This window comes from Streptomyces sp. NPDC090798, from assembly GCF_044768965.1.
Lineage (GTDB): Bacteria > Actinomycetota > Actinomycetes > Streptomycetales > Streptomycetaceae > Streptomyces.
Genome location: NZ_JBIVXA010000027.1, coordinates 58,737 through 79,207 on the forward strand (window position 1 = coordinate 58,737; position 20,471 = coordinate 79,207).

Here is a 20,471-nt window from a genome sequence, read left to right on the forward strand (position 1 = left end):
TGGTGGGGGCTTGGCGCGCAGTTCCCCGCGCCCCTGAAGCACGGGGCTACGCCCCGGCGCCCCTTCAGGGGCGCGGGGAACTGCGCGGTCGACCCCCGCCGGCCGACAGCCGGACAAGTACAGGCGGCCGGCGGGGGATCTGGGGCGCAGCCCCGGCCCTGGGGGGCGCGGGGAACTGCGCGACCAGCCCCCACCAGCCGTCGGCCAAAAGGCGGAGGGCGGCGGAGGATGCGGGGCAGAGCCCCCGCCCCAGGCAGAAGACTCGCCCCCCCGACGCCAAAGGGACCTCCCGCACCACGGATGGCGGGAGGTCCCTCGGGGACGAGCGGGTGACCGGAGTCAGGAGGCCTTGGCCGTCAGGAGGCCTTGGCCTTCTCCTCGGTCTTGGCTGCGGCAGCCGGAGCCACGGCGGCCGCAGCCGGCGCCGGCTTCGCAGCCTCGTAGAACTCCTCACGGGGAGTCTCGATCGCACCGAGCGAGACGACCTCACGCTTGAGGAACATCGCGAGCGTCCAGTCGGCGAAGACCCGGATCTTACGGTTCCACGTCGGCATGGCCAGCCCGTGGTAGCCGCGGTGCATGTACCACGCCAGACGGCCCTTGAGCTTGATCTTCATCTTGCCCATGACGATCATCGCGACGCCCTTGTGCAGGCCGAGACCCGCGACAGCGCCCTTGTTGGAGTGCGAGTACTCCTTCTGCGGGAAGCCCCGCATACCGGAGACCACGTTGTCGCCGAGGACCTTCGCCTGACGGAGCGCGTGCTGCGCGTTCGGCGGGCACCAGGCGTTCTCGACCCCGGCCTTGCGCGCGGCGACGTCCGGCACCTGGGCGTTGTCGCCGGCGGCCCAGATGTAGTCCGTGCCCTGCACCTGGAGGGTGGTCTGGGTGTCCACGTGACCACGCGGGCCGAGCGGCAGACCGAAGCGAGAGAGGACGGGGTTCGGCTTGACGCCGGCCGTCCACACGATCGTGTTGGAGTCGACCTCGAGGCCGTTCTTCAGCACGACGTGGCCCTCGACGCAGGAGTCCATGGAGGTGGAGAGGTAGATCTCCACGCCACGGCCCTCCAGGTGCTCCTTGCCGTACTGGCCGAGCTTGGGGCCCACCTCGGGGAGGATCTTGTCCGCGGCGTCGACGAGGATGAAGCGCATGTCCTCGCGGGACACGTTGGTGTAGTACTTCGACGCGTCGCGGGCCATGTCCTCGACCTCGCCGATGGTCTCCGCACCCGCGAAGCCACCGCCCACGAAGACGAAGGTGAGCGCCTTGCGGCGGATGTCCTCGTCCGTGGTCGAGTCAGCCTTGTCGAGCTGCTCGAGGACGTGGTTGCGCAGGCCGATGGACTCCTCGATGCCCTTCATACCGATGCCCTGTTCGGCGAGGCCGGGGATCGGGAAGGTGCGGGAGACCGCGCCCATCGCGATGACGAGGTAGTCGAAAGGCAGCTCGTACGCCTCGCCCACGAGGGGGGCGATCGTGGCGACCTTGCGGTCCTGGTCGATGGTGGTGACCCGGCCGGTGAGGACCTCCGCCTTGGGCAGGACGCGTCGCAACGGGACGACGACATGCCGAGGGGAGATGCTGCCGGCGGCGGCTTCGGGGAGGAAGGGCTGGTAGGTCATGTACGACCGGGGGTCGACGACCGTGACGGTCGCCTCGCCGTAGCGCATCTTCTTGAGAATGCGCCGAGCTGCGTACAGGCCTACGTACCCACCGCCTACTACGAGGATCCTGGGACGCTCCGTGGTGCTCATGCCATCGAGTATCCACCCGCCCCTGGGGGGTCGCTCGTGCGCCCCTTCACAAGCTTGGGTGAGGCCTCTGCTACACTGCGCCGCCCACGTGACCCAGGTCATGGCGGGGAGGGGGAACCACCGTGTAGTGGCGACCGTTGTCAACACCGCGTGAGCTGCCGCTCCGGGTGTTCGAACCCGTCGAACCACCCCTCCGCTTCACCCGCCGGAAACACTCCCGGAACACTCCGTTGAGCACCCTCCCGAGCCTGGTGAGCACCCTAGGAGCACCCAAGCGGGCTCATCGTCCCCCCACAGGGCCGAATTCCTTGTGAAGAACTTCACGAAGTTTTCCGGCGGCGTGTCGCCGAGAGGGTCCGAATGGCCCCCTGGACGCGCTCATACGTTATCCGACCTGCTCAAGGGAGGCTACCAGCGGGTAGCAAAGGATCCCTCGGAAGACGCGAGCGTCAGCCCTTCACGCGATGGACCACGCGATCCCGTCCAGGATGTCGTGCTCGCTCACCACGACCTCCGCCGCACCGATCCGCTCCATGATCGCGAGCAGTACGAGGGCGCCGGCCGCGATGACGTCGACGCGCCCCGGGTGCATGGAAGGGATCGCGGCGCGCTCGGCGTGGGTGGAGGCCAGCAGCCGCTCGGTGATCTCGCGGACCTTCTCGTACGGGAACCGGGAGTGGTGGATGGCGGCCGAATCGTAGCCGGGGAGGTCCAGCGCGATGGCCGCGACCGTGGTGACCGAACCGGCGAGGCCGACCAGCGTGTGGGCCTCGCGCAACGGGACCGTCCGCTCGGCGAGGTCGAGGGCCGCCTCGATGTCGGCGCGGACGGCCTCGATCTCGGCGGGGGTCGGCGGGTCGCTGACGACCCCGTCGTGCACGAGGTGCCGCTCGGTCATCCGTACGCAGCCGATGTCCACGGAACGGGCGGCGCGTACGTGGTCGTCACCGACGACCAGTTCGGTGGACCCACCGCCGATGTCCACGACCAGGTAGGGCCTGGCGAGGTCGTCCCGGCCCGTCAGTTCCTTGGTCGCGCCGGTGAAGGAGAACTCGGCCTCCTCGTCGCCGGTGATGACCTCGGGCTCGACGCCCAGGATGTCCAGCACACCACGCACGAACTCGTCCCGGTTCTCCGCGTCGCGGGAGGCGGAGGTCGCCACGAAGCGCAGTCGCTCCGCGCCGTGCTCCTTGATGATCGCCGCGTACTCGCGGCAGGCCGCGAAGGTGCGCTCCAGGGCCTCGGGGGCGAGGCGTCCGGTGCGGTCGACGCCCTGGCCGAGCCGGACGATCGTCATCCGGCGGTCCAGATCGACGAGTTCTCCCGTCGCCGGGTTCGCGTCGGCGACGAGGAGGCGGATCGAATTCGTACCGCAGTCGATGGCGGCGACCCTGGTCATCGGTTGTTGTCTCCTGCTCGTGGATTCGGTTCAGCGCCCCGTCAGGGGCGCGGGGAACTGCGCGACCAGCCCCCACCGCCCCGCAGCCGAACAACGACCGGGCGGAGCGGGGCCCGGGGCGCAGCCCCGACCCCGGGGGGCGCGGGGAACTGCGCGCCCGGCCCCCACTCACCCGCAGACGAAGCACGCACCGGGGGGAAGGAGGCGAAGCCCCCTCACTCTCCCTCGGACGGCGGCTCCGCCGCCACCACGCACGCACCCTTGCGCCACCACTCCGGCAGCATCGCGATCGCCTCGTCGCCCAGCGGATTCACTCCCGGCCCCGCGGCCAGCGAGTGCGCCACCAGTACATGCAGACACTTCACCCGGTCCGGCATCCCCCCGGCGCTCGGAAAGCCCGCCAGCACCTCGATGGCGTCGCGCCGCGCGATGTAGTCCTCGTGGGCGGCCCGGTACGCGGCGGCCAGCTCGGGATCGGTCGCCAGCCGCTCCGTCATCTCCTTCATGACACCTCCCGCCTCCAGCGTGCCGATCGCGGAGGCCGCGCGCGGGCACGTCAGGTAGTACGTCGTCGGGAACGGCGTACCGTCCGGCAGCCGGGGCGCCGTCTCCACCACGTCCGGCTGCCCGCAGGGACAGCGGTGCACGATGGCCCGCAGCCCGCGCGGCGGCCGGCCGAGCTGTTGCTTGAAAGCCTCGACGTCCGCGTCGGTCGGCTCGGTGCGCGGGGTGGGCGGCGGGGGCGTTTCCATGCCTGTGCTCAAGTCTCTTTCTTCTTCGATTCACCGGTTCACCGGTCATCAGGTCACCGGTCGTCAGGTCACCGGTCGGAGTGGTCCGACTTGTCGACGCCGTCCCAGACGTTGGCGTACCAGGGGCGGGCTGCCACCCCCAGGTCCGTACGCGACCGCTTCGCCGCGTCCGGGTCGATCACGACGTATCCGGTCTCGCCCGGCATCACATAGTGCAGCCGTTCCCGGATCTGCTGCTTCGCGTACGCGTCGTCCTGCCAGCGCGCCTTGAGGTCGCGCAGCTGTTCGACCCGGGCGCGGGCCTGCTCCTGTTGTCGCTCCAGATCGGCGATCTCGGCGCGCTGGGACACGTACTGCCTTATCGGGTACGCGAGGGCCACGATCAGAGAACAGAGTACGAGAGCCAGCAGTGCGGCGCGGCCGGTCAGTCGCGAGCGGCGGGCCTGGCGCTTGGTCTGCGAGCGGTAGACCCGGGCCGCCGTCTGCTCGCCGAGCAGCTTCAGCCTGGTCGCGGTGGAGAACCGGTCCCGGTCCTTCACGGCCATGTCCCGCCTCCCGTTCACACGCGCGTACGTCCCCGGACACGGTACGGGACCGGGTACGGGGACGTACGTACGACTGGCTAAGGCTTGACCCTCGGCGGGTGTCAGCCCTTGCTGTGCCTACTGGTTCGCAGAGCGAAACCGCGGGAAGGCGCTACGGCCCGCGTACACCGCCGCGTCGTCGAGGATCTCCTCGATGCGCAGCAGCTGGTTGTACTTGGCGACGCGGTCCGAGCGGGCCGGGGCGCCGGTCTTGATCTGGCCGCAGTTCACCGCGACGGCGAGGTCGGCGATGGTGACGTCCTCGGTCTCGCCGGAGCGGTGGGACATCATGCACTTGAAGCCGTTGCGCTGGGCCATCTCGACGGCGTCCAGGGTCTCGGTCAGCGAGCCGATCTGGTTGACCTTGACGAGCAGGGCGTTCGCGGAGCCCTCCTCGATGCCGCGGGCCAGGCGCTCCGGGTTGGTGACGAAGAGGTCGTCGCCGACGATCTGGACCTTGTCGCCCAGCTTCTCGGTGATGACGTTCCAGCCGGCCCAGTCGTCCTCGTACAGCGGGTCCTCGATGGAGACCAGCGGGTACGCGGAGACGAGCTCCTCGTAGTACTCGGTCATCTCGGCGGCCGAGCGGGACTTGCCCTCGAACTCGTACTTGCCGTCCTTGTAGAACTCGGACGCGGCGACGTCGAGCGCGAGCGCGATCTGCTCACCGGGGATGTAACCGGCCTGCTTGATGGCCTCGAGGATGAGGTCGAGCGCGGCGCGGTTCGACTCCAGGTTCGGGGCGAAGCCGCCCTCGTCGCCCAGGCCGGTGGACAGGCCCTTGGTCTTCAGCACCTTCTTGAGCGTGTGGTAGACCTCGGCGCCCCAGCGCAGGGCCTCGGAGAAGGACTCCGCGCCGATCGGGGCGATCATGAACTCCTGGATGTCCACGTTGGAGTCGGCGTGCGAGCCGCCGTTCAGGATGTTCATCATCGGAACGGGCAGCAGGTGCGCGTTCGGGCCGCCCAGGTAGCGGAAGAGGGGGAGGTCGGACGCCTCGGAGGCGGCGTGCGCGACAGCGAGCGAGACGCCGAGGATGGCGTTGGCGCCGAGCGAGCCCTTGTTGTCGGTGGCGTCCAGGTCGAACATCGCCTGGTCGATCAGGCGCTGCTCGGTGGCGTCGTAACCGACGAGCTCCGGGCCGATCTGTTCGATGACGGCGAGGACGGCCTTCTCGACACCCTTGCCGCCGTAACGGTTGGGGTCACCGTCACGCAGCTCGATGGCCTCGAAGGCGCCGGTGGACGCGCCGGACGGAACGGCGGCACGACCCGTGCTGCCGTCGTCGAGGCCGACCTCGACCTCGACCGTGGGGTTGCCTCGGGAGTCCAGGATTTCCCGGGCTACGACGACGTCGATGGACGGCACGAGCATCTCCTTCTGGGATGTGACGCGGGTACGCGGAGCCTGTGATGGCTTCGCGACATGAGCCTAACCGCCCCGGGGGGATCGGCCAGCCGGTCGCCCACCCCTTGGGCAGAACTGAACGTACACATTGTTCCAGAACGGAACAAAAACGGGTACGGAAATCTGGGTACGAAACGCTCGCTACGAATGCCGGATACGAAAAACCCCGCTCTGGTGCGTACGGGGGAACACGCACCGGAGCGGGGGGCCCGTGGGGACGGGGGTGGCCCTCACCGGGGTCTCCAGTGTGGAGACCCCTTTTATGAGGAACCTGTCATTCGGCTTGGGTGAGGCTGCCGATCATCAGCTGAGGTGAAGCTGCTGACCCGGGTAGATGAAGTCGGCGTCGTCGACGATGTCCTTGTTCAGCTTGAACAGCTGCTGCCAGCCGCCCTTGATCTTCTTCTTCTCGGCGATCGAGCTGAGGCTGTCACCCTTGACGACCTTGTACTCGCCGTCACCCTTCTTGACCTTCTTGCCGGTCGGGGTGGAGACGGTCTTCCCGGCGGCCGGACGGGACGCCGAACGGGAGGCCGCGGTGTCCGTCGAGCGGGTGGTGGTGCCAGTGCTCGGCGAGCTGTTCGACGAGGAGCCGTTCGAGGAGGACGAGGTCGACGGGGTGCTCGAGCCGCCGGTGTACGCGGCGCCCGAAAGGCCCGTGCCGCAGGTCGGCCAGGCGCCCTTGCCCTGCGCGGCGAGGACCTTCTCGCCGATGGTGATCTGCTGGGACTTGGAGGCCTGGTTGGCGGTCGCGGCGTACGCGGTGCCGCCGTACGCGGCCCAGGTGGAGGCCGAGAACTGCAGACCGCCGTAGTAGCCGTTGCCGGTGTTGATGGACCAGTTCCCGCCGGACTCGCACTGGGCGACGGTGTCCCACTCGGAGGTGGTGGCGGCGGAGGCGCTGCCGGCCGCCATCAGCGGAGCGGCGATGGCGACACCGGTGACACCGGCGAGCGTGGCGACACGGGTGGTCCGGTTGAAAACGGTCGGGCGGCGGTGCTTGCCCTTGCTGGAAAACAGCATGGAGAGATCCCCTCACCGACGCCTGCGAGGTGAGCTGTCGGGTTCGGGCGGGTGAGTGCCCGGCCGTGCGCTGTGAGCGCTCGGCTTCACCCCAAGCCACTCCCGGTCAACTACCGGGCGCGGCGCTTACCTTGGGTCCCCCGCTCCTGCCTACGGCGCTGACGCGTCGACTGTTCCCGTACGGCCGCTGGCAGGATTCGGCGTTGGCGACCGTCGGGGCCCGCTGTGGCGAGCGGTCACGACCGTAAGCAGTCGATCGACTGAATTCCAAAGACGATCAGGGTCTTTGAGATCCATCTCTCACTCACGCCAAACCGGACATTACACAGCGAACCATGACGTGAACTGCCCCTACTTTTCGCCCGGTTCAGCACCAACTGCAAGGCTCTGACCGGGGAGGATCAGGTTCGGGTCGACGCCGACCGTCTTCTTGTTCGCGTCGTACAGCTCGGCCCATCCGCCTTCGAGGTCAAGGGCGTCCGCGATGGTCCAGAGATTGTCTCCGGCGCGCACGACGTAGGAGCCGTCGACGACACCACGGGAGGCGCCGACGCCGCGCGAGGCGTGCCGCCCCGAGGAGTCGTCGGTGCGACCGTCCACGGCGCTGTCGGTGGCGTTCTCGTCCGCGTTGTCGCCACGGTGACGACCGGCGCCGGTCGTCGCACTCTCGGACGCGCCGGAAGGGTCGTCACTCTGGCCGGAGTTGCCCGAGCTGTCACCCTTCGTCGTCTCCGTATCGGAGCCGTCCGCTCCCTGAGTGCCGCCGGTGTCGGCCTTCGTCGTGTTCTCGGTCGCGTTCCTGGTCGCCTTCGAGGACGAACCGGACGAAGACGAGCCAGACGAAGACGAATCAGACGAAGGCGAATCGGACGTCGAGCCGGACGAGGCGGACGGGGTGGACGGAGTCGACGTCGCAGACGAACTGGACGAACCGGATGAATTCGATCCCTTGGACGAGTCGTTCGCCACGCCCGTGTCGACCAGGATGTCGCCCGAGTTCTTGCTCAGCCCGGAGAGCGGTCCGCAGGTCGGCCAGGGGGTGAGGCCCTGGTCGTCGAGGAGCTTCTCGGCGATGGCTATCTGCTGCGAGCGGCTGGCCTCGTCGGCGCTCGACGCGTAGGCGAGGCCGCCGTACTTCTCCCAGTCCGCCTGGCTGATCTGGAGCCCGCCGTAGTACCCGTTGCCGCTGTCGGCACTCCACTGGCCGGCGCTCTCGCACTCGGCGACCCGGTCCCACGTGGTGCCGTCGGCCGCGCTCGCGCTGGTGGCACCGAGCAACGGGATCGCGATGGCGGATCCGGTCACTCCTGCCGCGACGATGAGGGCCGGGGCCTGACGGGGGCGACGATGGCGGCCGTTCCCGGAGAGCATGCGGAAGCCTTTCACGTGACAGCAGGTGATTACGCGACGGGTGAGTCGCGTTGACGAGTGAACGTATCCGCACCCGAACACTTGTCACAAGTCGATGCAGCGTAGATCACGTGAAGATCACAGAGTTGAGAGCGTGTCAGGTTTACTCGCCCGTGGGTGTATGGTCGCCCGCTATCGCGAGACCGGTACCGGAGACGTGAACTCCACTGGAAGCGTGCGCAATCCGCGCATAATGAGGCCGCCGCGCCAGCGCAAATCGGCCGAATCTACCGCGAGTTGAAGGTCGGGGAGACGGGTGAGGAGGGTGGCGAGCGCGGTCTGGCCCTCCAGACGGGCGAGCGGGGCGCCGAGGCAGTAGTGGATGCCGTGGCCGTAGCCGAGGTGTTGGTTGTCACGGCGGGAGAGGTCGAGCGTGTCCGGCCGTTCGAACCGCGCGGGGTCACGGTCCGCAGCCGCGAGGACCACGAGGACGGGGTCGCCGGGTGCGATGTCCTGACCGCCGATGCGGACGGCCTCGGTGGCGAACCGCCACGTGGCCAGTTCCACGGGCCCGTCGTAACGGAGGAGTTCCTCGACGCCGGTCTCGAGGAGTTCGCGTTCGTGGGCGGCGAGGGACTTCTGGAGGCGCGCACGCTGCTCGGGGTGGGTGAGCAGGGCGTACGTGCCGTTGCCGATGAGGTTGACGGTCGTCTCGAACCCGGCGAAGAGCAGGATGAAGGCCATGGCGGCGGCCTCGTTCTCCGTGAGGTGCTCGCCGTGGTCGGACGCGCGGATGAGGCCCGAGATGAGGTCCTCACCAGGGACGGGCGTGTCCGGAAGCCCTTCCCGCTTCTTGTGAATGAGCTCGAGCAGATACCCGCGCATCTTCTTGACGGACCGCGCGACCCCGCCCCGCGGCCCGCCCCCGTGCCGGATCATCATCCCCGCCCAGTCCCGGAAGTCGTCCTGGTCCTCGCGGGGTACGCCCAGGAGGTCGCAAATGGCGTAGATGGGAAGCGGGAACGCGAACTCGTGGATCAGGTCGGCGGAACCCTTCTGCGCGAACTGGTCGATCAGTTGATCGGTGAGCTCCTGCACACGCGGCGCGAACTCGGCCACCCGTCGCGGCGTGAACGCCTTCGAGACCAGCCGCCGCAGCCGGGTGTGGTCCGGCGGGTCGATGTTCAGCAGATGCGTCATCAACTCGGCCTTGCGCTCCCCGGGAATACCCGTCTTCCCCTTGGCATGCGCAGGCTCGTCATGATGCGCCGGATTCTTGCTGAGCCGCGCGTCGGCGAGCGCCTGCTTGGCGTCCGCGTACCGGGTGACGAGCCAGGCCTCCACCCCGCTCGGCAGCCGCGTCCTGTGCACGGGGGCGTGCTCCCGCAGCCAGGCGTACGCGGGATAGGGGTCGCTGGCGAACTCCCAGGTGAAGAGTTCGGGAGCGGGGCTGAACGGCGGCGGCTGATCGGTCACTCCCCGACGGTATCCGGAGGGAGGGGAAGGACGGGGCGGTGGTGGGAGGGGAGGGGCGAGGCGGTGGTGGGAGGGGCGGGAAAGGGCGGCGCGGGAAAGGGCGGGGCGGCATGCCGAAGGGAGGGGGAGCGGGGTGGGGATTGGCGCAGGTGGCGCAGGCCGCATCCCTTTCATCCCGGACCATCCCTGAATCGGCTCCTGTTTGACTCCGCGGCTCGCCGCCTCCCTAAATTCGCGCCGTGGACCCCGAAATACTCAGATCCAGCTTCGCGGTCGTCGAGAGACGGGCCGAGTTCGCGGTCAAGTACTTCTACTCGCATCTCTTCCGGCACAACCCGGACATCCGCGGGCTGTTCCCCCTGGGCTTCCCGGAGGACATGGAGCGACAGCGGGACCGGCTGTTCGCGGCACTCACGTATGTGATGGAGCGGCTGGAGGATCCGACGCTGCCGGCGTACCTGCGGGACCTGGGACGGGACCACCGGAAGTACCTGGCCGAGCCGGAGCACTACGCCGCCGTGGGGGCGAGCCTCATCGCCGCGTTCGCCGCCGTCGCGGGGTCGGCGTGGAACGCGGAGACCGAGAAGGCCTGGGCCGAGGCATACGGGGCGATCACGAACGTCATGCTCCAGGGCGCGTGGGAAGCAGAGCACGAGGGTGAACCGCCCTGGTGGGACGCCGAGGTCGTGTCCCGGACCCGGCACGGCGACGACCTCGTCGTACTGACCCTCCGCCCGCACCACCGGCTGCGCTACTCCCCCGGCCAGTACGTCAGCGTCAGCGTCCCCCACCTGCCGGGCATCTGGCGCCCGTACTCGCTCGGCAACGCCCCCCGCGCCGACCACACCGTCGACCTGCACGTCAGCCGCGTCGAGGACGGGGTGCTGTCGACCGCCCTGGTCCGGCAGACCCGAGAGGGCGATGTCCTGCGGCTCGGCGCACCCGGCGGCGCCCTGACCCTGCGGGCGCCGGGGGAACGGCCGCTGACCTTCATCGCGGCCGGCACCGGATGGGCCCCGGTCAAGGCGCTGCTCCAGCAACTCGACGCCACGCACGAGGCCCGGCTGTTCCTCGTGGCCCGCGACACCTCGTACCTCTACGACCGGTCGGCCGTGGAACGACTCCAGTCCCGGTTACCCCACCTCGCGGTCACTTTCATCACCCCTGCCCCCGGCCGCCCCAAGGCCCAGGCCACCGAGCGGCTGCTGACCGCGCTGGGCAACCGTGCCGGCTGGGCCCGCCACGACGTCTATCTCGCCGGCCCGTCCCAGCTCCTCGAGGAGATCGCCGGGGCCCTCCCCGCCCTCGGCACCCCGCCGGAACAGATCTTCCACGACCTCATCCCACCCGCCGACCCCAGCCGCCCCCGCCCCCTGGGCCCCGCGGAGTGGCTCCTGGACCGCCCCCACCCCAACTGGCACAACCCGACAAGCCGCGCCCCCCAGCACGTAGCCCTGGGGGTCCTTCCCCGGACGAAAGCGTGAAGGCGGGGCCTGCACGTGATCGACACCGGCGACATCGACGTCTTCCTCGGCCTGGACGAACAGACCGTCACCGTCCCCGGCACCGGCGCGGCCGCGCTGATCGTCCCCCCTCCCCCTCCCCGCTTCCGCTTCCTCAGCCCGTCTCCGTCGTCCGGATCGCGTCCCGGTAAGCCCGCGCGGCCGCGCGCAGGGCCGCCTCCGGGTCCACTCCCTGGGCTTCCGCGTGGGCGGCGATGGCCAGCAGTTCGTAGCCGACGCCTTCGCCTCGGGGGAGTTCGACCTCAAGTCCCGCCGTGCGCACGCGCGATGCCAGCTTCGCCGCGAGGGCCAGGCCCGGCTGGCCCAGTGGTATCCCCTCCGTCACGGACGTCCGCCGCTTCTCCTCGGCCTTGGTGCGCAGCCAGTGCTCCTTGACCTCCTCGGGGGTCGTGGCCGTCTCGTCGCCGAACACGTGCGGGTGGCGGTGGATCAGCTTGGCGACGATGCCGCCGGCCACGTCGTCGATGGAGAAGGGAGACTCGGGGTCCTCCTCCGCGATCCTGGCGTGGAAGACGACCTGGAGCAGGACGTCGCCGAGCTCTTCCCTGAGCTCGTCCCGGTCGCCCTCCTCGATCGCCTCGACGAGCTCGTACGCCTCCTCGATCCCGTACTTCGCGAGGCCCTTGTGGGTCTGCTGGGACGACCACGGGCACTCGACGCGGATGCGGTCCATGACCTGGACGAGGTCGAGGAGGCGGGCGCCGGGCAGGTCGTACGAGGCCGGGAGCAGCTCCAGGTCCGGCATCTGTATGCGGCCGGAGCCGGCGAGGCGGGCCAGGCCGTCGGTGAGACGCGGCTCGCCCTCCCCGGTGGCCACGACGACCACCGTGCGACCGCCGGCGCAGACGTCCACGAGGTCCTGGGCATCGGGGGACGCCTCGTCGACGCCGATACCCGCCTCACGCAGATACGGCAGCTGCGGATGCGCGCCGTCCGCGCACAGCACCTGGTCGGCGGCGCGCAGCGCCTGCCAGGCGGGCCAGGACAGCAGCCCGGGGGCGACGCGGTGGCTGGTGGTGAGCAGGACGATACGGCCGGGGTCGGGAACCTGGGCGGTGGCGTCGGAGCTGGTTGCGTTCACCCCACGAACGTAACCCACGCCACCGACGGCCCCAGGAGTTATCCACAGGTCGGGAGGGGGTCGACCCGTTTGTCCACAGCGCCGCCCCCAGGCCGGGACCCTGGCGCTGCCTACTGGCCCAATGGCCGATGAACCACCGGCCTACTAAGCCGTCTGCTGCGTCCCCGTCGACGTGACCTCCCGCAGCCACGGCGTCTTCACGTCGACGCGGCTGCTCTTCTGGACGTCCCAGGCGCCGTAGCGCGGGTTCAGGTCGACGTTCAGCTTCTTGGACGCGTTGGACATGGCCTTCCAGAACATGGCCTTGCCGTCGGTGGTGTTCATGTCGGCACCGAGCGCGGCGGCGAGTTTCTGGGCCTCGATCTCGGTACGGAGGTTGTCGTCGAGACGCTGGGGCGCCACCCCGTACTGCTGCAGCCAGGCCGTCTCCAGCGCCTTCGCACCGCCCGCCTGGCCCTCCAGCGTCGTGCGCATCTGCTGGGTGTCCGCGCGGGTGACGCTCACGCCCGCGTCCTTGGCGGCCCGGTCGAGGACCTGGTCGAGGACCATGGTGTGCAGGGTGTCGCGGGTGAGGCTGCCGGTCTTGGCGATGACCTGCTCGTACTGGGTGTCGTCCTTGACGGCGGCCCGCTGCGCGGAGCGCACCTCGTTCACCCGGCTCTCCAACTGCGCGACCGTGATCCTCTGACCACCGACGACGGCCGCGGCGCCTGGGTGCGCCTCGCCACCGCACGCCGTGAGAAGGGGGGCCGCGGCGACGATCGCGGCGGAGAGGACGAACGCGGTGCGACGGCGGCGGTGCAAGGAAACCTCCCGAGGAGATTGTGCGACGGTGCACAAAGTCTTGCGGTGATCGATGTTAGGCAGTGGCCCGGCTCTCGGCCAGCCATTCGACCAACGATTCGCGGAGACTTCGGATACCGGCGCGGCCGCCGTGACGAGCGGGACGGCCACCGTCCGCTCGTAGGACCGTTCACATCCATTCGTGCGACCGATCACGTACGGCCGCACAACCGGCCACGTCGGGTCGTACCGCCGGTCGTGTCCTGTCGTGGCGGCCCCCGGCTAACCGCGTGCCTGGACCTCGCGCTCGATGACCCCGGCGACCTCGGCGCGCAGTCCGTCGCCGACGCGCGCCACGGTGATGTTCTTGGCGCTCGTGGAGTCGGCTCCGGCGTCCCCCACCAGCACGAAGTCGACCCTCTGATACTGCGGGGCAGTCTGCGCGGCCGCCGTGACCTCGGGTCTTCCGGTCGCGACGACCACGTCGCAGGACCGCTGGAGCAGGCCGTTGAGGTAGGGCCGCGCGTTGGCCGCGGACTGCTCACCGGTCACCGGGACATAGCTCACGCGCGCGTGCGTCTTGAGGGACGCGTCCTGCATGCCCTGCCAGACCTCGGCCGCGGTGGTCCCGGCCGTGATCCCGTCCTTGCCGGTCAGCAGGCAGGCGTCGACGTCCTTGTAGTGGCGGGCCCGGGTGTCGGGCAGCTGTCGCTTCGTGTCGGTGCGGGAGAGCAAGTACCCGGTGACGGCTACCGCGACCGCGACGATCACGGCGCCCGCCACCATCGCGACCCCCCGGCCGCCCAGCACACGCGGCCACTGGAGTACCGCCCGCACACCGGCGGCGAGCCTCGACTCCTGCGTGGCGTCGCGCGCCGCCTTCGCGCGCTGCGCCTGCGGCACCTGCCTGACCCGCTTGACCACGTGGTTCCCGTACTTCCGCTCTTCGCTCTTCCGCTCTTGCGTGCTCTCGTCCGGCCGGTCCGGCCAATGCGCCGCTAGTACCCGACGCGCCGGGGCCAGACCGTCCAGGCGTGCACCGCGGCGCCGACCATCGACACCAGGATCAGGAGCACGTCGTCCGCGAACTCGAGGCCGTGGGTGGTCTCGGGCGTGAGCGAGAGCTGCATGACCCACGCCACCAGCACCGCGCAGAACCCCCCGAAGACCGCCCAGTCCGCGCGGGTGCCCCGCCGCAGGGCGATCACGAGGGACGGAACAGGACACAACAGCCCCAGGCTGACGACGGGAAGCGCCGCCAGCCCGGCACGGACGGCGGACGGTCCGACGACCGCCGGCAGCCTTTCGACCCTCATGCCCTGCTCCTCCTCTTGTTGTTCTCCGGCGATCCCGGGATGGGTCCGGATGACGCCGGACGCTTCCGGATGTCAGCCGGTGATGGCGACCGGCGCGTCCCAGGCGTCGCGGTCCACGGTGATCGTGTAACCGCCGATGGTCTCCTTGCTGTTGACCATGTACTGGTGGGCGCGGCTGTGGTTGGTGAACTGGGTGGAGCCCCACGGCCAGTCCGAGGTTGTGGTGTTGGCCTTGTCCCACAGCGCGTACCAGAGGTTGCCCGGCAGGTCCGTCTTGTCGGTCGCGGTCGCGATGGCCTTGGCGCTGGAGCTGGTGAAGCCGTAGAACCCGGTCCGGTACGTCTTGGCGTGCAGTGCCTTGTCGAAGGCGCGCACGTACGTCAGCGTGGCCTTGTTGCACGCCGTGTTCGTGACGTCGTACGACTCCATGTCCAGGTAGATCGGGCTGCCCGCCTTCATGCCCAGCGCGGACGCCTTGGTCACCGCGTCCGCGGCGTCGGTGGCGCCGAGCGAGGCGGCGTTGGTGGCGGTGAGCTTCTCCGGGTTGGAGCCGGTCTGGCAGGACGGCTGGGCGCCGACGTACAGCGGGATGAGCTTCCAGCCCAGCGTGCTGACCGACTTCACCCAGGAGGCGGTGAGGTTGGGCTGGCTGCAGCCGCGGTTCTTGCCGCCGATGTAGACGGCGGCCGCTCCGTAGAAGCCGGTGTGCCAGGCCTTCATCGCCGTCAGCGAGGGTGCGGCGCAGGTGTCGAAGGCGCGGCCCGTGAACGTCCGCTGGGCGGGCCAGGTCGTCGCCGCCATCGACGTCTGCGCCGCGATCCCGGCTCCGGCGACCACAGCTGCGCCTGCCGTCGCCCAGGCGATGTAACGGCCCTTCTTAGACATCCGATGGCTGGACATCCCCACCCCATTCATGACACGCGCACGTCACGGCGCGCGGTACGCGCAGGACATGCGGACATATAGATCGAATCAAGACAGTTCAAGACAGTTGAGCCCCGTCGGCGCCCATCCCGGCTCACCGGCGAGAGAGGGTGACCGGCCCCCGGCGCGCGGGGCGGATCGCACCGTAACCGACGCCACCCCCTTGATCGGGAAACCCCGCATCTCAATCGCCACAAGAATCCCTCAAGTCACGGCAAAACATCGGGAGTCCATGGAACCCCGGCCCGATCGAGCCCCTCTTTTACCGATCTTTGGTACCCCGATGGCTGTGCATGGCCTGTGCACCCATAGAGTCCGCTCGGCTCAACAGCACCACTTCTCAAAGAAGGACTCAGACATCCCGATGCGTCACCCCTCTCGCACGGCCAAGGCCCTGCTCGCCGCAGCCGTGCTCCCGCTCGCCCTGGCGGCCTGCTCCTCCGGAACCACCGTTCAGCCCTCGTCCGCCAAGACGAAGCAGGCCAAGGACCCCAACGCCGGTCTGCTGACAGGCGCGCAGCTCAAGAAGGCGCTGGCGCCCGCGTCCTTCTTCGCCACCGGTTTCGCGGTCGACCCCAGCGGTGCGCGGGACACCGGCACCACGTACATCGCCCCGAGCTCCTCCCCCGCTCCGAAGCCGGACTGCTCCCTGCTGGGCGGCACCAGCTGGATATCGATCACCGGCGATTCGGGGGTGTCCTTCGCCCAGAACGACTACGTCAGCAAGAACACCTCCGAGGACATCGCCCAGGAGATCGACACCTACCGCGGCACCACCTCGACGACCGTGCTGACGGACCTGGAGAAGATCGCCACCACGTGCGCGACCTTCACCGACTCCGAATCGCACACCAAGGTGAAGGTCACCGGCGCCACCACGCCCGGCCTGGGCGACGCCGCGTACACCATCACCCTGACCAACAGCGCCTGGCAGAACGGCACGACCCTGATCGCCGTGCGCGCGGGCACCGATGTCGTCAGCGTCATGTCCACGGACGGGCACGACAACGGCGCCGCCACGGCGAAGAAGCTGGCGACCCGGATCGTGACGTCCCTGAAGGGCGAACACCAGCGCGTGTGACCCGCCAGATGGGAACATGACGCCCCCCGAGAGGTTTCTCGGGACCCGGGAAACCTCTCGGGGGGCTCGTAGGGCGCTCGTGGGTGCTCGGGGGAGTGTGAGGGGCGTGGGCATGAGCGTGGACAAGCGCCTGGAAGCCGGCTGGGCCCAGCGGATCGCGTGGTCGGTTCTGGTGGTCGCGTCGCTGGGTCTGCTCGTGTGGGTGCCGTTCCTGTATGTCGCGATCCGCCGCGGCAGGGGCTCGGACTGGGGCGCCTTCGCCGCGTTCCTGCTGTACGAGCTGGTGACGCTGCCGTGGGCGACCGTTCAGTCGAACGCGGGTGATCCCGTCCTCGGCGCGGTCGCCGTCGTCACTCTGGCGATGGCGGTCTGGCTGCTGCTGTTCGCGCTGTTCGACAAACGCACGCCGAAGTACGCCAGGGCGAACGCGGACCGGATGCCCGGACCCATTCCGGGCCCGGCGCCGGGCAACCCGTATCTGCGCTGAGGGCACCCGGAAACCCGCGTCCACGCCCAAGGCACCGGGCGGTTCACCCGCGCCGGGTGCTGCGAACAACCCTGACGGCCGGCCAGGCCAGCAGTGCCCCGACGGCCCAGAGGAAGACGGTGAGACCGGCCCATTCCCCGGTGCTGGTCTCCGGGTCCGAGGCGCCGAAGACGGTGTACGAGAGGGCCAGGAGGGACCAGAGTCCCGCGAGGATCCCGAAGATGACGAGCATCGCCGTCTGCCCGCCGGTGCGCCGCGCCGATGTCTGCTGCCGAACCGCGCCGGCGGATCCTGCGGTCCGCCCCGCCGAAGCGGCGCCCTCCGACTGCCGCTGCCGGGGCGGCAGGTGCACCACCGCACCCGGATGCACCGCCGCGTCGATGGTCGCCATGGTGTGCGCGTCGATCCCGTGCTCCCTGGGCTCCACCTCCACGGACAGCCCGTCGGTGCCGATGAGCCGGCGACCGCCGTCGGGCCAGCTGAGCAGGGCGGCGCAGGCGCGGTAGAGCACGGTGACCGCCTCGCCCCCCGCCGTCAGGCTGACCCCCTCGCCCCCGACGACCACGGCCGGGCCGCCCTTGCGCACGGCCTCGAACCGCGTGCCCGTGACGGCGTACGACGAAGTGGTCGGGGCGGCCGTGTACCCGGCCCAGTCGGCCCCGTGCCCCGAGGGAGCCTGCAGCAACGCCGTCCCGGCGGCCTCCAACGCCACCGCGTGCACATGCTGCGGCGTCATCGCCCACAGCTCGGCGCGCAGTTCGTCGAGCCCGCGCGGCGGACGGTGGGCGAGCAGTTCCTCCGCGGCGCCCGGCAGCCGCCGTACGGCCGCGTCGGGCGCGGTCAGCGTGGCGTCGCTGCGCCCGCGTACGGCCTCCAGGTCGGCCTGCGCGATCCGGCCGACCTGGAGCCCCGCGAGCACGTCGACGAACCCGCCGAGGACCGCGTCCTGCTTGGCGGGCAGGGCGTCCGCGAAGGCGGTGACGGTCGCGAAACCGTCCCGGCGGGAGGTGTAGTCGCTGGCCGCCGTGTAGGAGTAGCCGCCCTCCTGGCGCAGGGAGCGGGAGAGTTCGCGTTCCAGGACACCGGCGTACAGCCGGGCGGCGGTGGTGTCGGTGACGACGGCGTCGAGCAGGACGCCGCCCTTGCCGTCGGAGAAATAGGCGGGGGCGGTGGGGAGGGCGGAGGTGACGGCGGGCATCGGTCGCCGCTGACCGGCGGGCAACTTGAGCGAGAGCCCGGCCGGCAGCCGCTCCCCCGCGATCCACAGCACGGCGTTGTCCCGGGTGAACCAGGTCCCGGCCCATTCCCGTACGTCGTCCGGCCGCACCCCCCGTACGCCCCACTCCGGGTAGCTGACCAGCCCGTACCCCTGGGCGCCGTACCGCCACAGCGGCAGTTGTCCGGGCTCCCGGCGCGCCTCCTCGGTGCGCAGGATCTCCTTCTCGGTCTCCAGCCGCTCCATGGGCAGATCGAGGAGGGAGGTGCACACGCCGTCGAGGTAGGCGACGATCTCGTGCTCGGCGCCCTCGACGTGGAAGTGGGTGAACGCGGCCTTGGTCGCGCCGTTGAAGTGGTAGTCGGCCAGGCCCTGGCGGTGCAGCGCCAGGTGCTCCACCAGGTGGGTGATCCCGGCCCCGGCGAGCGTCTCGTCCGCGACGCCGACGCGGAAGACCAGTCCGGCGCGCATGGGCCCGGCGGCGTACGCGAAGAGGGTGGGTATGCCGTCGACCTCGGTGTGGTGGATGCCCTGGCTCATCGTCTGCCTCTGCCTGTCTCGTTCGGCATCCGCTCAGCCTCTTCCGAGGGCGGCGGAACGGTGTTTGACGTACGCGTCCGCGGGCTTGCCGAGGTAGCTCCACGGGTACTCGGAGGCCAGGTTGCCCAGGGCGCGGAAGTGCGCGGCGGCGCGTGCGGAGTCGCCGATCAGCGAGAAGAGCGCGGCGAAGACGCCCTGGACGGTGACCCACCCGTACGTGGGTCGGTAGTGCCGGTGCAGGACGGACCGCTCGGCGGCCTCGACGAGTTCGGCGTGGACGTGGGCCTGGCGCAGATAGTCGGTCCGCTCACTCCCCGCGGAGGGCAGCGCGATCCAGTGCTCCAGGTGCGCCTCCGCCACCAGCCCCCCGTTGAGCGATCCCTCGGGCGAGTTGAGCAGGCACTCGCGGGCGAACCCGTGCGCCGCCTCCCAGCTCCCGCTCCACTTGGGACACAGCTGCTGGAGCAGCCGGGCCTGTCCGGTGAAGTGGTGGGGGTGGTACGCGGCCAGTCGGTCGTACCTCCGGCGGGCCTCGTTCTGCCCGAGTTGCAGCCCCCTGGCCGTGTTCAGGCGCGCGGCCCAGGCCGCGTCGTGGGACGGGTCGAGGGCGGTGGCCCGGATGAGCAGTTGCTCGGCCTGCCGCAGGTGCTCGTGCAGCTGCCGGAACTGTTCCCGGCTGACGTGCTCGGCGCGCGCGTCGGTCCGGATCTCCCAGCCGACCTTGACCTCGCGGGTCCCGAGCAGGGTGAGGGCGAGTACGTCGTCGGGGGCGGCGGCGACGAGTTCCCGCAGGGGGTGTTCGACACCGGGCACATCGGCGACGACGCCGACGAGGAAGGCCCGGTCGGTGCCCCGCGGCAGCCCATTGGCGTACTGCCGGATCCCCGCCCAGTCCCGCGCGGCGGTCGCCTGCCGCAGCCAGCCGGCCTCGGGGAAGGCGGAGGCGAGTTCGAAGTCGGGGGGTGGGAGGGACGCGTCGGTCGACATGGAGCGGATGGTAAGTGGCGGGTTGGGGACGGTTTTCGCTCAGGTGTGGGGAGATTGCGGGAACGGAATACCCAAATGGTGCATACGGGCGTCGACTTGACCTTTCGATGACCGACCTTGGACGGGTCATGACTCGAACTTGAGTTTGACTTGTATGAGGTGACCTACCACTTTTCTTTTGGCTTGGAACAATCCATGCCACCGCTGTCACCGGCACTGTCGCTGCCACCGCCACCTCTCCGTCGTCGCAACTGTCACCGTCACTTTCACCCCACCGTCACCAGGAGCCCCACCCGTGGCACTCAACGGCCGTCGCGCCAGACAACTGCTGGAGATCTCAGCCCCCTTGCTGCTCCAGGGCGAGCAGGTCGAACTCACGAGCCTGGCCGGCGTCGGAACGGTCTCGGTGCGCAAGCAGGCCCTCACCGCGGCGGTGGTCGGCGTACTCAGCGCGGGAACCGTGATGGCGACCGTCACGCCCCGCCCGATGTACCTCGTCCTGACGAACCAGCGGATCCTGTTCTTCGACGGCAACCGGGGCGGCAAGCCGGGCAAGCTGCTGATGAACCTCCCGCGCCCGTACGTCACCGCGAGCGCGCCCAAGAAGACCTTCCTGGGCCTCAAGGTGGTGACCCACCTGACCGTCGAGGGCCAGGAGGGCGCCCTCAAGGTCGACTTCCCGGTCCAGACCCGCGCCGACGGCCACCGGTTCGCGACGGCTCTGCCGGTCACACGCTGACGCGCTTCTCCATCGCCGACTCGCGACATAGACCTGCGGCATAGTC

General features: G+C 69.8%; 19 protein-coding genes and 1 riboswitch. Of the genes, 4 read left to right on the forward strand and 15 right to left on the reverse strand.

The window, feature by feature from the left end:
- Positions 1–356 precede the first annotated feature (356 nt).
- From ACIQTP_RS39770 to ACIQTP_RS39805, 8 genes are all read right to left on the reverse strand, one after another.
- Complete coding sequence (locus tag ACIQTP_RS39770) at positions 357–1,757, reverse strand: NAD(P)/FAD-dependent oxidoreductase (protein ID WP_403409139.1); 1,401 nt, start codon at positions 1,755–1,757, stop codon at positions 357–359.
- Positions 1,758–2,214: 457 nt separating this feature from the next.
- The gene (locus ACIQTP_RS39775) at positions 2,215–3,156 is read right to left on the reverse strand and encodes an exopolyphosphatase (RefSeq protein WP_402042113.1); all 942 of its coding nucleotides are present in this window, start codon (positions 3,154–3,156) and stop codon (positions 2,215–2,217) included.
- Positions 3,157–3,371: 215 nt separating this feature from the next.
- A complete protein-coding gene (locus tag ACIQTP_RS39780; protein ID WP_403409256.1) occupies positions 3,372–3,908 on the reverse strand; it encodes a DUF501 domain-containing protein in 537 nt (178 codons plus the stop codon).
- Positions 3,909–3,976: 68 nt separating this feature from the next.
- Entirely contained in the window at positions 3,977–4,453 is a 477-nt protein-coding gene (locus tag ACIQTP_RS39785; RefSeq protein ID WP_403409142.1) for a septum formation initiator family protein, read from the reverse strand.
- A gap of 117 nt (positions 4,454–4,570) precedes the next feature.
- Entirely contained in the window at positions 4,571–5,866 is a 1,296-nt protein-coding gene (gene eno, locus ACIQTP_RS39790; RefSeq protein WP_168509061.1) for a phosphopyruvate hydratase, read from the reverse strand.
- A 336-nt stretch (positions 5,867–6,202) separates the two neighbouring features.
- Positions 6,203–6,922 (reverse strand): transglycosylase family protein, encoded by a 720-nt coding sequence (locus ACIQTP_RS39795; protein ID WP_403409145.1) that lies wholly within the window; start codon positions 6,920–6,922, stop codon positions 6,203–6,205.
- A gap of 4 nt (positions 6,923–6,926) precedes the next feature.
- Positions 6,927–7,090: riboswitch (cyclic di-AMP (ydaO/yuaA leader) on the reverse strand.
- A 183-nt stretch (positions 7,091–7,273) separates the two neighbouring features.
- A complete protein-coding gene (locus tag ACIQTP_RS39800; RefSeq protein ID WP_403409148.1) occupies positions 7,274–8,293 on the reverse strand; it encodes a transglycosylase family protein in 1,020 nt (339 codons plus the stop codon).
- A 171-nt stretch (positions 8,294–8,464) separates the two neighbouring features.
- Positions 8,465–9,748, reverse strand: coding sequence for a cytochrome P450 (locus ACIQTP_RS39805; protein ID WP_403409151.1), 1,284 nt, complete (start codon positions 9,746–9,748; stop codon positions 8,465–8,467).
- 239 nt (positions 9,749–9,987) lie between these two features.
- Here ACIQTP_RS39805 and ACIQTP_RS39810 point away from each other — a divergent pair, with 239 nt between their 5' ends.
- Positions 9,988–11,232 (forward strand): globin domain-containing protein, encoded by a 1,245-nt coding sequence (locus ACIQTP_RS39810; protein WP_403409154.1) that lies wholly within the window; start codon positions 9,988–9,990, stop codon positions 11,230–11,232.
- A gap of 133 nt (positions 11,233–11,365) precedes the next feature.
- Here the strand turns inward: ACIQTP_RS39810 and ACIQTP_RS39815 are convergent, their stop codons facing one another.
- The 5 genes from ACIQTP_RS39815 to ACIQTP_RS39835 form a co-directional block, all read right to left on the reverse strand.
- Positions 11,366–12,352, reverse strand: a complete 987-nt coding sequence (locus tag ACIQTP_RS39815; protein WP_403409157.1) for a nucleoside triphosphate pyrophosphohydrolase — start codon at positions 12,350–12,352, stop codon at positions 11,366–11,368.
- Between the two features lie 144 nt (positions 12,353–12,496).
- Positions 12,497–13,156, reverse strand: a complete 660-nt coding sequence (locus tag ACIQTP_RS39820) for a SurA N-terminal domain-containing protein (RefSeq protein ID WP_403409160.1) — start codon at positions 13,154–13,156, stop codon at positions 12,497–12,499.
- A gap of 261 nt (positions 13,157–13,417) precedes the next feature.
- Entirely contained in the window at positions 13,418–14,059 is a 642-nt protein-coding gene (locus tag ACIQTP_RS39825; protein ID WP_403409163.1) for a hypothetical protein, read from the reverse strand.
- A 74-nt stretch (positions 14,060–14,133) separates the two neighbouring features.
- Entirely contained in the window at positions 14,134–14,451 is a 318-nt protein-coding gene (locus ACIQTP_RS39830) for a hypothetical protein (RefSeq protein ID WP_351300940.1), read from the reverse strand.
- 72 nt (positions 14,452–14,523) lie between these two features.
- Entirely contained in the window at positions 14,524–15,351 is an 828-nt protein-coding gene (locus ACIQTP_RS39835) for a glycoside hydrolase domain-containing protein (protein WP_403409166.1), read from the reverse strand.
- A 388-nt stretch (positions 15,352–15,739) separates the two neighbouring features.
- On the opposite strand from ACIQTP_RS39835, the gene ACIQTP_RS39840 reads away from it, so the two are divergent.
- Together ACIQTP_RS39840 and ACIQTP_RS39845 are read left to right on the forward strand one after the other, a co-directional pair.
- Complete coding sequence (locus tag ACIQTP_RS39840) at positions 15,740–16,456, forward strand: hypothetical protein (protein ID WP_403409169.1); 717 nt, start codon at positions 15,740–15,742, stop codon at positions 16,454–16,456.
- Positions 16,457–16,568: 112 nt separating this feature from the next.
- Positions 16,569–16,943 carry a hypothetical protein gene (locus ACIQTP_RS39845; protein ID WP_403409172.1) on the forward strand — a complete coding sequence of 125 codons (375 nt, stop codon included), beginning with the start codon at positions 16,569–16,571 and terminating at the stop codon, positions 16,941–16,943.
- Between the two features lie 43 nt (positions 16,944–16,986).
- On the opposite strand, the gene ACIQTP_RS39850 is transcribed toward ACIQTP_RS39845, so the two are convergent.
- Complete coding sequence (locus ACIQTP_RS39850) at positions 16,987–18,699, reverse strand: insulinase family protein (RefSeq protein WP_403409175.1); 1,713 nt, start codon at positions 18,697–18,699, stop codon at positions 16,987–16,989.
- A gap of 33 nt (positions 18,700–18,732) precedes the next feature.
- On the reverse strand, positions 18,733–19,686 hold the full coding sequence (locus ACIQTP_RS39855) for a hypothetical protein (RefSeq protein WP_403409178.1): 954 nt from the start codon (positions 19,684–19,686) through the stop codon (positions 18,733–18,735).
- A gap of 295 nt (positions 19,687–19,981) precedes the next feature.
- On the opposite strand from ACIQTP_RS39855, the gene ACIQTP_RS39860 reads away from it, so the two are divergent.
- Positions 19,982–20,425 (forward strand): hypothetical protein, encoded by a 444-nt coding sequence (locus ACIQTP_RS39860; protein ID WP_403409181.1) that lies wholly within the window; start codon positions 19,982–19,984, stop codon positions 20,423–20,425.
- The last annotated feature ends 46 nt before the right edge of the window (positions 20,426–20,471 follow it).

Coding starts and splice junctions, on each gene's coding strand:
- ACIQTP_RS39770 (WP_403409139.1), bottom strand. CDS start 1,757: ATGAGCACCACGGAGCGTCCCAGGATCCTCGTAGTAGGCGGTGGGTAC.
- ACIQTP_RS39775 (WP_402042113.1), bottom strand. CDS start 3,156: ATGACCAGGGTCGCCGCCATCGACTGCGGTACGAATTCGATCCGCCTC.
- ACIQTP_RS39780 (WP_403409256.1), bottom strand. CDS start 3,908: ATGGAAACGCCCCCGCCGCCCACCCCGCGCACCGAGCCGACCGACGCG.
- ACIQTP_RS39785 (WP_403409142.1), bottom strand. CDS start 4,453: ATGGCCGTGAAGGACCGGGACCGGTTCTCCACCGCGACCAGGCTGAAG.
- eno (WP_168509061.1), bottom strand. CDS start 5,866: ATGCTCGTGCCGTCCATCGACGTCGTCGTAGCCCGGGAAATCCTGGAC.
- ACIQTP_RS39795 (WP_403409145.1), bottom strand. CDS start 6,922: ATGCTGTTTTCCAGCAAGGGCAAGCACCGCCGCCCGACCGTTTTCAAC.
- ACIQTP_RS39800 (WP_403409148.1), bottom strand. CDS start 8,293: ATGCTCTCCGGGAACGGCCGCCATCGTCGCCCCCGTCAGGCCCCGGCC.
- ACIQTP_RS39830 (WP_351300940.1), bottom strand. CDS start 14,451: ATGAGGGTCGAAAGGCTGCCGGCGGTCGTCGGACCGTCCGCCGTCCGT.
- ACIQTP_RS39835 (WP_403409166.1), bottom strand. CDS start 15,351: ATGTCCAGCCATCGGATGTCTAAGAAGGGCCGTTACATCGCCTGGGCG.
- ACIQTP_RS39840 (WP_403409169.1), top strand. CDS start 15,740: ATGCGTCACCCCTCTCGCACGGCCAAGGCCCTGCTCGCCGCAGCCGTG.
- ACIQTP_RS39845 (WP_403409172.1), top strand. CDS start 16,569: ATGAGCGTGGACAAGCGCCTGGAAGCCGGCTGGGCCCAGCGGATCGCG.
- ACIQTP_RS39850 (WP_403409175.1), bottom strand. CDS start 18,699: ATGAGCCAGGGCATCCACCACACCGAGGTCGACGGCATACCCACCCTC.
- ACIQTP_RS39855 (WP_403409178.1), bottom strand. CDS start 19,686: ATGTCGACCGACGCGTCCCTCCCACCCCCCGACTTCGAACTCGCCTCC.